The 6767-nt window shown below is 60.8% G+C and carries 8 protein-coding genes and 1 pseudogene; 5 read left to right on the top strand and 4 right to left on the bottom strand.

The annotated features are described in order from the left end of the window. The 4 genes from ACP16H_RS26335 to ACP16H_RS26320 all read right to left on the bottom strand — a co-directional run. A partial coding sequence (locus ACP16H_RS26335; RefSeq protein WP_425075083.1) for a transposase occupies positions 1–342 on the bottom strand: 342 nt, incomplete at its 3' end. Between the two features lie 124 nt (positions 343–466). Continuing rightward, entirely contained in the window at positions 467–988 is a 522-nt protein-coding gene (locus ACP16H_RS26330; protein ID WP_138919430.1) for a c-type cytochrome, read from the bottom strand. Continuing rightward, positions 981–1475: a DUF411 domain-containing protein gene (locus ACP16H_RS26325; protein ID WP_009573584.1), complete on the bottom strand. Its 495-nt coding sequence runs from the start codon at positions 1473–1475 to the stop codon at positions 981–983. The genes ACP16H_RS26330 and ACP16H_RS26325 overlap by 8 nt, the downstream gene beginning before the upstream one ends. Continuing rightward, entirely contained in the window at positions 1475–2314 is an 840-nt protein-coding gene (locus tag ACP16H_RS26320; RefSeq protein WP_425075103.1) for a WD40/YVTN/BNR-like repeat-containing protein, read from the bottom strand. Before ACP16H_RS26320 ends, ACP16H_RS26325 begins: the two co-directional genes overlap by 1 nt. Before the next feature lie 43 nt (positions 2315–2357). On the opposite strand from ACP16H_RS26320, the pseudogene istA reads away from it, so the two are divergent. From istA to ACP16H_RS26295, 5 genes and pseudogenes are all read left to right on the top strand, one after another. Beyond that, a pseudogene (gene istA, locus ACP16H_RS26315) lies at positions 2358–3416 on the top strand (IS21 family transposase); the annotation flags it as partial. Between the two features lie 90 nt (positions 3417–3506). Continuing rightward, positions 3507–4190 carry an IS6 family transposase gene (locus ACP16H_RS26310; RefSeq protein WP_425075102.1) on the top strand — a complete coding sequence of 228 codons (684 nt, stop codon included), beginning with the start codon at positions 3507–3509 and terminating at the stop codon, positions 4188–4190. A 182-nt stretch (positions 4191–4372) separates the two neighbouring features. After that, positions 4373–4924, top strand: a complete 552-nt coding sequence (locus ACP16H_RS26305) for a recombinase family protein (RefSeq protein ID WP_425075101.1) — start codon at positions 4373–4375, stop codon at positions 4922–4924. Next, the gene (locus ACP16H_RS26300; protein ID WP_425075100.1) at positions 4921–6156 is read left to right on the top strand and encodes a hypothetical protein; all 1236 of its coding nucleotides are present in this window, start codon (positions 4921–4923) and stop codon (positions 6154–6156) included. The genes ACP16H_RS26305 and ACP16H_RS26300 overlap by 4 nt, the downstream gene beginning before the upstream one ends. 269 nt (positions 6157–6425) lie before the next feature. Next, positions 6426–6767 (top strand): transposase (locus ACP16H_RS26295; protein WP_425075083.1); only part of this gene is annotated, 342 nt, incomplete at its 3' end.

The raw sequence follows: 6767 nt of genomic DNA, 5'->3' as shown, positions 1-6767 counted from the left end.
CAGTTCCTCGACCGATTTGGCCTTGCGCAGGTAGCGCGGCAGGATGCTGGGCGTGAAGGAGATCCTCTCCGTTCCCGGCTTGCGATCCCGCACCCGCGGCACCTTCACGGCGACCGGACCGATCCCGGTCAGGATTTCGCGCTCCGGCAAATGTCCGTGCCGCACCAGCCTGGCCCGGCCGTCATCGAGCCTTTCCTCAGCGAACGCGGCGAGGAGCGTTGCCAGCTCGGCCTCAACCGCTTGTTCGATAAGCTTGCGCGCACCCTCCCGGATGAGGTCCGTCAGCGGATCCGGCGAAAACCCCGATGGATCGGGCAGCGTGCTGATGGTAGTCTCCGACATGTGGCATATCCCTTTCTCGGCTGAGAATTGACGGCGTCTGAACACCGCCATGATATGCCGCCCCTCAGGGCATCACCAACTTTCGCGCGTTACTCAAGATACTATCCTGACACCCTGTCGATCTTCACCCGCCCGTGTCATTGGCCGAAACTTCGGCTTGGAACTCACGTTGTCGCTCAGGCCAGGTGCTCTTGATGTAGACGAGGATAGCCGCGATCTCTGCGTCTGTCAGATCCTCTCCGAAGGCCGGCATGTCGCTCTCGTATCCCGGCACGACGGCCCCGACCCCGCCTTTAGTGATCTGAAAAAGCATGCGGTCTGAATGGTGCCAAGTGTGGCCTGAGTCATCATGCGGCGGGGCCGGCATTCTTCCTGTGTCAAGACGACGACGCCAATCGGGCTGACCCTCGAGGCTGGCACCATGGCAACTGGCGCAGTTGTCCGCATAAAGCTGTTGCCCTGCCATGACCTGGGATGCGAGCACGGGCTCTCCCAAAAACGTCAGTCCCTCGACACGCGGGTCAACCGGTTCCGATTGGGCCAGCACCACAACGCCGGTGGTCGCGAGCGCGGACACTAGGGCAGCGAGGTGCACTGACCGCCTGACCGTACACTTCGCCGATCGATCTTTCGGCCCTTTATTCATCGGCATAAATTGAAATTCCGTCTGGGCCAAAGGCATAGGTCCTTAGCGTGCCTGACTTGACCGCAGCCATGCCCGGCGCGTTCGCGGGCATTCCCGGCAAGGTGATACCCGTTATCGCCGGACGGGTTTCCAGCAGCCGATCGATGATGTCGACGGGGACGAGACCGCTGACATAGTAGCCGTCGATCTCGGCCAGGTGGCAGCCGATGCCCTGGGCGGGCACACCGACTTCGACCGAGCGTTTGTCGAAGTCGCGGTCATCCACACGCGTAACGGTAAAGCCGTGTTCTTCGAGATAATCCCCATAGGCATCACAGCAGCCGCAGCCCGGATCGCGCCAGATGGTGATCTGCCTTTCGTTGCCCGCCAAATCGGACGCCATATCGCCTGTCGCTTGCGCCCAGGCCGATGTGGACAGGCCCACCATTCCGACAATGCCGCTGCCAATCAGGCCAAGCGCGTTTCTTCTCTGCATCATTTTCTCCATCATTGTTCTCCTGTTTCGATCCAAGTTGCGCCGCCGTCACGGCTGATTTTCAAGATGCCGCCCAACAGGGCAGCGATGTAGGTCTCGTCTCTTGGATGAACCGCAACAGCGGTCGCAGCTTTGCTGGCCCGCTTTTGCCAGATGACTCCGCCGTCCTGCGATGCCCAGAGGCCCGAGGGCAGCGCGGCGTACATCACTTCCGGCGCCGAGGGGGCACTGGCCAGCGACAGGATCGGTTCACCTCCAGGCAATGGCGCTTCGGACGGTGGGGCTTCACCCGCAACCAATGCGTCCATCGCGTTGCCTGGCTGCACGTCCTGCCAGCGACAAAAGCAATCGGGCACCCGCGTTAGGCCAACTTCGGTGCCCGCATAGATCCAGATCCCGCCCATGCCGGTTTCAAGCTCGACCGAAGCCAGAGCAAGAGGATCGCGCTCTGCGTCGTCGAGCCAGGGGCGGTCCATGGCGAGCGACCAGGTTGCACCGGCGTCTTCGCTCTTCCACAACCCGTCGCCGCGAAGCGAGGCATAGATCATGTCCGGGTTCCGCGAGGCGATAGCAACGGCAGTGATTTCTCCGTCAGGCAGCCTAGCTTCAAAGATACGCCACGAAGCGCCCCCGTCTTCGGAAATGCTGACACCGCCCTCGGCCAGCCCCGCAACCACAAGTCCGGGCCGGTCGCGATGGGTCGCCAGCGACAGCACTTTTCCGGGTGTCTCTGCCGCGGTCCAAGTCCGGCCGCCATTATCACTGACGAACAGCCCTGAGAACGGCGGTGAGAAAGTCGACCACGGTAGCGGCGGGATGAGCCCGCTGCGGGCGGCGTAAAAGTCGTCCACTTTTACCCTTTCTGGCGACAGGGAGGGCGGGAGGATTTTCACCGTGGATTTGTATCGGAAGGTTCGCCTGGCTTGTTCAGAAGGCATGAGCCAGCGCGAGGCTGCGCGTCAGTTTGGGGTTTCCCGCGACAGCGTTCGGAAGATGTTGGCGTTCTCGGTTCCGCCTGGATACCGGCGGACGGCGCCGGTGAAGCGGCCGAAGCTGGATGGGTTCACCGAGATCATCGATGGCTGGCTAGAGGGGGATCGCGAGGTCCATCGAAAGCAACGGCACACGGCGAAGCGGGTATTCGAGCGGCTTCGCGATGAGCATGGCTTCACCGGCGGCTATACGATCATCAAGGACTACATGCGGGAGCGCGAGCGGCGCGGCCGAGAGATGTTCGTGCCGCTGGCCCATCCGCCAGGACATGCCCAGGCCGACTTCGGCGAGGCTGTGGTCGTCATCGGCGGCGTCGAGCAGAAGGCGCACTTCTTCGTTATGGACTTGCCGCACAGTGATGCCTGCTTCGTGCGCGCCTATCCCGCGGCGACAGCGGAAGCCTGGGTAGACGGCCACGTTCACGCCTTCGCCTTCTTCGGCAGGGTGCCGGTATCGGTTCTCTACGACAACGATCGCTGTCTTGTTGCGAAGATCCTGGCGGACGGCACACGTCAGCGGGCCACGCTCTTCAGCGGGTTCCTGTCCCACTACCTGTTCCGAGACCGCTATGGCCGCCCCGGCAAGGGGAACGACAAGGGCAACGCGGAAGGATTGGTCGGCTATTCCCGCCGCAACTTCATGGTCCCGGTCCCGCGGTTTGTGAGTTGGGCTTCGTTCAACGCCTATCTGGAGGAGCAGTGTCGCAAACGTCAGGCGGATGTTCTGCGCGGCCAGTCCGAGACCATCGGGGAACGCCTCGTGCGAGATCTGGTCGTGATGTCTGATCTGCCACCCGCGCCGTTCGATGCCTGTGACCAAGCCACCGGGCGAGTCAGTTCCCAAGCGCTGGTACGCTACAAGACCAACGATTACTCGGTGCCGGTCGCCTACGGCCACCGCGATGTCTGGATCAGGGGCTATGTCGACGAGGTTGTGATCGGCTGCGGTGGCGAGTTCATCGGGTTGTGTCGCAAACTTTTTGGTTTCCAGCCGGGCCTTTGATGATGCACAAGTTCGACCCGAGGTATGGTGAGTGGACTGGATGGAACGATGATTGATTTCAAAGGTGTGCACTACCCGAGGGCGGTGATCTTGTATGCCGTATTTTTCTACCTCCGCTATGCCGTTTCCTACCGCGATCTCGAGGAGATCAGGGCCGAGCGCGGTGTGGAAGTCGACCATGCTACTCTAAACCGGTGGGTGGTAAAGTTTGCGCCGCTGATCGCGTCTCGAGCGCAGGAGAGGAAACGGCCCACAGCCACTTCCTGGCGGATGGACGAGACCTATATCAAGGTCAAAGGCCAGTGGACGTATCTCTACCGCGCCGTGGATCGGAATGGCCAAACCATCGATTTTATGCTATCTGAGCGCCGTAATCTGGCCGCTGCCCGACGGTTCCTGAAGCAGGCGATCAGCACGAACGGCGTGCCGGACCGGGTGGTCATCGACAAGAGCGGTGCCAATCTCGCCGGTCTGCAAGCTGTAAACGTGAGCCTGAAATTTACCGGCAGCGGCCGCGTCGTCGAGGTCCGGCAGATTAAATACCTCAATAATATCTTGGAGCAGGATCACCGCTTCATCAAGCGTATCACCGCGCCGATGATGGGCTTCAAGGGGTTCCATTCCGCCACAGCGACCCTGGCGGGGATTGAGACCGCGCACATGATCCGCAAGGGTCAGTTCGGAGCCAATGGCCATACCGCGTTTCAGCAATTTGCGGCACTCGCAGCATAACTATGTCCAGAGATCGGCGACCCTTGAGCCAAACGGTCGTTTGCGACACAACCCAAAGGTGTGCGCCAAAAACGGTCGTTTTTGTCCACTATCCCTGCCCTACGTGAAATCAACCACATAGCCGTGCCAAAAACCTCCGGCAAAACCTTTGCTGTTCTGGCAGCTTTTTGTCACAGTGCAGCATGATCATCGGATATGCCCGCGTCAGCACAGACGATCAGAACCTCGATGTCCAGACTGACGCGCTGGCGGCAGCCGGTGCCGGGAAGATTTTCGCGGACAGGATCAGCGGATCAAAACGCGCGCGGTCCGAGCTGGACCGGATGCTGGACCAACTCCGCGAGGGCGACATTGTGACCGTCACGAAATACGACCGTCTGGCCCGGTCCCTGAAAGACCTCTTGGAGATCGTGGAGACGATCCGCGAGCGCGGTGCCGGATTCCGGTCCTTGGCCGAGGACATTGACACCACCACCCCGGCTGGACGGCTTATATTCCATGTCTTTGCTTCTATCGCCCAGTTCGAGCGAGAGCGGATTTCCGAGCGAACCATGGAGGGCCTGGCCTCTGCCCGCAAGCGCGGCAGGATCGGAGGCCGTCCCCCTGCCCTTTCGCCAGCCCAGAAGGACGAGGTGCAACGCTTGAGAGACATCGAACAACGCCCAATTGGCGAGATCGCCAGTCTCTTCAAGGTCAGTGTCAGAACGGTGCGCCGTGTCGGTGAACGCTCATGAGCAATGATCCATTCAAGAACGACGCGCTGCTCCGAGCGATGGAGTTGAGTGAAGGTACAGCGGCGAGACTTATGCGCCAGATGGAAAACGATCCGGCAACACGAGCGCTCCGCGATCTTGAGAACTCTCCAGCCTTGCAGGTGGCGCGGGTACTTGAACGAAACGATATCCAGAGGCTGATAGATTCCGTCACGACAGCCCACGCGTCGTTTGAGGCCTACACCAGATCACAACAATGGGCGGAGGTGTCGGGCGCGATAGCCGCAGCGCACAGCCTTCTGGCCAGGCCCGAAACGTTCAATGCGTTGCAACGCATCGACGCGGACCTGAAGCATTTGGTCACGAATGTGCAGCAGGCGGTTGTTCCGCTGGCAGATCAGCTCGAGAGCTTTTCAGTCGCTGCTGCAGCGGCGGTCCATCCACTTCAGGACCACTTCCAGCGTATAGAAGCATGGCAAACCTCGCTTGCCCAGAGGATGGCACAGCTCCAAAATCCGTGGGCCATCGAAGATCACTTGGGCGTGTCGATTGTCGGCTTCGCCCGCATTGCTCGTTTGCATGACATTTCCAGCGGGGCAGGGCCATTCGACCCGGCGGGCCAAGAAGTGTTCTCGGAAGAGCTGGGGGAGCCGGTTGCCTTTGACGAGGACCAGTCCCCGGAAGGCCGGGAGACCGCACAGATAGAGGCGGGGATGAACGCGGAAGTCGTCGCCTTCCCGCAAGAGGCATATCCGCAAGTTCTGTTTTCAGCGGGCTTCGAGCTACGCTTCGAAGCGGTCGCGCCGGTCAGGACAGATGGAGGCGAATTCGGTCAGTATGATCCGCAACACGCTGGTCTACTTGGCGAGATTGAGAATCGGCTTAGAGCCTTGATCGAGACGGAGCTACGCCGAATCGAAGGAGAGGCGTGGTTGCGGCGGAGGGTTCACGGTGATCTTCGCAAAAAGTGGCAGGATAGAAAGGCCGCGGAGCACGAGTTGCGTGGGGATTCCTTCCCCATCCTCTACTACGCTGATTTCATGGAGCTTATGCACATCATCTGCGAAGGCAAAAACTGGAAAGAGGCGTTCGAGCGGTTCTTTGTCTCGAAGCAGGACTTTCAGGTTTCGATGCAGCGCCTCGCGCCGGTCAGGAACACCATCGGCCACAACCGCCCCTTGGTCCGAACCGACCAGTTGATCCTTCTGGCCGAGGGAACCCGCATTCTACGCGCTTTGGGCGTTCGTCTCTGAAGCCGGTTTCCCGAGGCTGGAGGCCTACTGTGTCGCTGCGGACGGCGTTCTGGTTTGACAGTGCTGGGCGCCAAATCCACATGCAAGGATCGCTAGCGGCAGGTGTTGGTGAAGCCGCCAAGCGTCTTCTGACACTGGAGCTCGGCATCACAGAGCCTCAGATGGCACAGATGAGAGTAACGCGCGAAAGTTGGTGATGCCCTGAGGGGCGGCATATCATGGCGGTGTTCAGACGCCGTCAATTCTCAGCCGAGAAAGGGATATGCCACATGTCGGAGACTACCATCAGCACGCTGCCCGATCCATCGGGGTTTTCGCCGGATCCGCTGACGGACCTCATCCGGGAGGGTGCGCGCAAGCTTATCGAACAAGCGGTTGAGGCCGAGCTGGCAACGCTCCTCGCCGCGTTCGCTGAGGAAAGGCTCGATGACGGCCGGGCCAGGCTGGTGCGGCACGGACATTTGCCGGAGCGCGAAATCCTGACCGGGATCGGTCCGGTCGCCGTGAAGGTGCCGCGGGTGCGGGATCGCAAGCCGGGAACGGAGAGGATCTCCTTCACGCCCAGCATCCTGCCGCGCTACCTGCGCAAGGCCAAATCGGTCGAGGAACTG

The organism is Sagittula sp. S175, assembly GCF_049800975.1.
GTDB lineage: Bacteria > Pseudomonadota > Alphaproteobacteria > Rhodobacterales > Rhodobacteraceae > Sagittula.
This window is presented reverse-complemented; position numbering and strand designations above follow the sequence as displayed.

Coding starts and splice junctions, on each gene's coding strand:
- ACP16H_RS26305 (WP_425075101.1), top strand. CDS start 4,373: ATGATCATCGGATATGCCCGCGTCAGCACAGACGATCAGAACCTCGAT.
- ACP16H_RS26310 (WP_425075102.1), top strand. CDS start 3,507: ATGATTGATTTCAAAGGTGTGCACTACCCGAGGGCGGTGATCTTGTAT.
- ACP16H_RS26325 (WP_009573584.1), bottom strand. CDS start 1,475: ATGGAGAAAATGATGCAGAGAAGAAACGCGCTTGGCCTGATTGGCAGC.
- ACP16H_RS26330 (WP_138919430.1), bottom strand. CDS start 988: ATGAATAAAGGGCCGAAAGATCGATCGGCGAAGTGTACGGTCAGGCGG.
- ACP16H_RS26300 (WP_425075100.1), top strand. CDS start 4,921: ATGAGCAATGATCCATTCAAGAACGACGCGCTGCTCCGAGCGATGGAG.